Raw genomic sequence first — 3949 nt, forward strand, 5'->3', positions numbered from 1 at the left:
ATTCAGAATCAAGTAAAAGTTCAGATTTTAAACGTATGTCAAGCTTTGAAAGTAAACAAGATAATCAAACATCTGATGAGCAAAGTACAAATAAAGATCCCAATTTAAAACAATGGGTTGAAGCAAAAGTAGTAAAATTAATTGTTGAAGATAATACAATAAAAGTAACTCATAGTGCAATTCCAAACTGGAAATGGCCCTCAATGACAATGAATTTTGAAGTATCAAAAGAAATTGATTTCTCAATGTTTAAAGTAGATATGCCTATGGATATAGAAATAACTAAGACAAAAGATAATAAATATATTATTACTGATGTTCGAATGAAACATTAGAGAATGAAGGAATTATTATGATTAAATCTATAATTTATTGGTCCGTAAAGAACCGTTTTTTTGTTTTATTGGCAACAATTATGCTTGTGGGAGGTGGGCTCTTCTCCGTTAAAAATACAGCAGTTGATGCCCTTCCTGATTTATCTGATGTTCAAGTTATTATTAAAACATCTTACCCTGGACAAGCACCTCAAGTTGTGGAAGATCAAGTAACTTATCCACTTACAACTGCAATGCTTTCTGTTCCTGGTGCAGTTACAGTTCGTGGATACTCATTTTTTGGAGATTCCTATGTTTATGTAATTTTTAATGAGAAAACTGATCTTTACTGGGCAAGAAGTAGAGTTTTAGAGTATTTAAGTCAAGTTGCATCATCACTTCCTTCAAATGCAAAAACTCAGTTAGGTCCTGATGCAACAGGTGTTGGATGGGTATATCTTTATGCCTTAACTGATAAATCTGGGAAACGTGATATTTCTCAGTTAAGAAGTTTGCAAGATTGGTTTTTAAAATACGAACTACAAACAGTTCCAGGTGTGTCTGAAGTTACAGCACTGGGTGGTATGGTTAAACAATATCAAGTAAAAATTGATCCTGATAAGTTAAGAGCATTTAATATTCCTCTTTCTCTTATTCATACCGCAATTAAAAAAGGTAATCAAGAAGTAGGAGCATCAGTTGTAGAAATGGCTGAAGCTGAGTATATGGTAAGAGTTACTGGATATTTAGAAAATAAAGAAGATATAGGAAATATTCCTCTTGGGATGAACGTAAATGGTACACCTCTTCTTTTAAAAGATATTGCTGAAATTGATGTTGGTCCTCAAATGAGAAGAGGAATTGCTGAACTTAATGGTGAAGGAGAAACAGTTGGTGGAATTGTTGTTATGCGTTATGGTGAAAATGCACAAAAAACAATTGAACTTGTAAAAGCAAAATTAGAGACTTTAAAAAAAGGTTTACCTGAAGGTGTTGAAATTGTACCTGTATATGATAGAAGTAAACTGATTGAAAGTGCAGTTGATAATCTAACATTTAAACTACTTGAAGAGTTTGGTGTTGTAGCTTTAGTTTGTATTATATTTCTTTTCCATGTTAGGTCATCCTTAGTTGCAATTGTTAGTTTACCTGTAGGAATTTTAGCAGCATTTATTGTTATGTATATGCAAGGATTAAATGCAAATATTATGTCTCTTGGAGGTATTGCTATTGCAATTGGAGCAATGATTGATGGGGCTATTGTTATGATAGAAAATATGCATAAACATATGGAGAGAACTCCCTTAACAAAAGAAAATAGATGGAGAATTGTGGCTGAATCAGCTAGTGAAGTTGGTCCAGCACTATTTTTTAGTTTATTAATCATTACTATTAGTTTTGTGCCTGTATTTACTCTTGAAGCTCAAGAAGGAAGAATGTTTGCTCCTTTAGCATTTACTAAAACTTATGCAATGGCAGCATCAGCAGCACTTGCAATTACTTTAATACCAGTGCTAATGGGATATTTTATTAGAGGAAAAGTTTTACCTGAACATAAAAATCCAATTAATAGAATGTTAACGGCTGGATATATGCCAATTTTGACAGGTGTTTTAAAATACCCTAAAATGGTTCTTTTATCATCGCTTATTGTTTTGGGTATTGGATTTTGGCCTTTAGATAAAATAGGGAGTGAATTTATACCACCTTTAGATGAAGGTGATTTAATGTATATGCCCACAACATATCCTGGTATTTCAATAGGAAAAGCAAGAGAACTTTTACAACAGACAGATAAACTTATAAAAACTGTACCAGAAGTTGAAACAGTATTTGGAAAAGTTGGACGAGCTGAAACAGCAACGGATCCAGCTCCACTTACAATGATTGAAACATTTATTCAACTTAAGCCTAAAAGTCAATGGAGAGAAGGGCTTACAACCGAAAGTTTAAAAAAAGAATTTGATGCGCTTGTAAAATTACCTGGAGTTACTAATGCTTGGGTTATGCCAATTAAAACAAGAATTGATATGCTTGCAACTGGAATTAAAACTCCAATTGGTATTAAAATAGCAGGCCCAGATTTAAAAGTTATAGAAAATATTGGTAAAGATTTAGAAAAAATCATAAAAGAAGTTCCTGGAACTACTTCTGTTTATTCAGAAAGAGTTGCTGGTGGAAGATATATAAAAGTTGATATTCAAAGAGAAAAAGCAGCAAGATATGGATTAGATATTTCATATTTACAGCAAATTGTTTCAACAGCAGTTGGTGGAATGAATGTGTCACAAACAGTTGAAGGACTAGAGAGATATCCAATTAATTTAAGATATCCTCAAGATTATAGAAGTTCACCTGAGCAATTATCTTTATTGCCAATAATTACACCAAGTGGACAAAGAGTTACATTAGGTGATGTTGCTAAAGTTTATGTTGAAGATGGACCTCCTGGTATTAAAAGTGAAAATGCAAGATTAAATGGATGGGCATTTATTGATATAGATGGTGTTGATATAGGAAGTTATGTTAAAAATGCACAAGCTGCAGTAAATGAAAAGTTAAAACTTCCGGCTGGTTATTCTATTGGTTGGTCAGGTCAATATGAATATATGGAAAGAGCAAAGGCAAAATTAATGTACGTTGTTCCATTGACACTAATGATTATAATCATTTTATTGTATATTAATTTCCGTAACTTTGTAGAAGTTGCAATAATTATGGGAACACTTCCTTTAGCTATGGTTGGAAGTATTTGGTTAATGTATATACAAGGGTATAACTTCTCTGTAGCAGTAGCAGTTGGATTTATTGCCCTTGCTGGTGTTGCTGTTGAAATTGGTGTTATTATGTTGGTATATTTGAATCAAGCATATAATGAAATGATTGAAAAATGTGCCGCACAAGGCATTCTTCCTAGAGAAGAAACTCTAAGACATGCGGTTCTTCATGGTGCAGGAATGAGAGTACGACCTGTTATGATGACAGCAACTGCTATTATCGCAGGTTTACTTCCTATTCTTTATGGAACAGGAACTGGATCTGAGGTAATGGGAAGAATAGCAGCTCCAATGGTTGGGGGAATGATTAGTGCTGTGATTTTGACATTATTAGTAGTCCCAGCAATTTATTTTATTTGGAAAAGAAATGACATAAATAAAGCACAAAAAGAATGCGAACTAAATTTAAATAAATAGTAATACTCTTTTATAAAAGCTTTCAAGTTAACTTGGAAGTTTTTTTTTAATCTAATTTTTTATTATATTTTTCCACGTTGCTTGCATGTTGAATGCCTATAATATAAATATAAAAACTGAAGGATTTAAGATGTTAGATTATTTAGATGGGTTAAATCACTTTGAAATGATGTTGGTATGGTTAATATTATTATCTGTAATATTTATTATTATTTATTTAGTAGATAAAAAAAATAAAGTATCCAATGAAGATATACTAAAAAAGAGATTAGCAAAGGGAGAACTCTCAATTGAAGAGTTTAGAACTTTAATAGACGAGTTATAAAATATATCTAATGATTAAATAGTAGTTTTAAAAATTAAATAAAGCCTTCCTATAAAAGATAGCTTAAATAAAAGATAAAATTAAAAAAGTGCATACTTTTAGGTTTTATCTTTAAA

General features: G+C 31.6%; 3 protein-coding genes. All 3 read left to right on the forward strand.

All coding sequences use genetic code 11. The features are described 5' to 3' along the window. Nucleotides 1–335: copper-binding protein (locus ACERKK_RS11845; protein ID WP_373773284.1), on the forward strand; the 335-nt coding region annotated here is incomplete at its 5' end. A 17-nt stretch (nucleotides 336–352) separates the two neighbouring features. Continuing rightward, nucleotides 353–3508 carry an efflux RND transporter permease subunit gene (locus ACERKK_RS11850; protein ID WP_373773285.1) on the forward strand — a complete coding sequence of 1052 codons (3156 nt, stop codon included), beginning with the start codon at nucleotides 353–355 and terminating at the stop codon, nucleotides 3506–3508. 130 nt (nucleotides 3509–3638) lie between these two features. Beyond that, a complete protein-coding gene (locus tag ACERKK_RS11855; protein ID WP_373773286.1) occupies nucleotides 3639–3833 on the forward strand; it encodes a hypothetical protein in 195 nt (64 codons plus the stop codon). Nucleotides 3834–3949 lie beyond the last annotated feature (116 nt).

The organism is Poseidonibacter sp. (genome assembly GCF_041821165.1).
Taxonomy (GTDB): domain Bacteria; phylum Campylobacterota; class Campylobacteria; order Campylobacterales; family Arcobacteraceae; genus Poseidonibacter.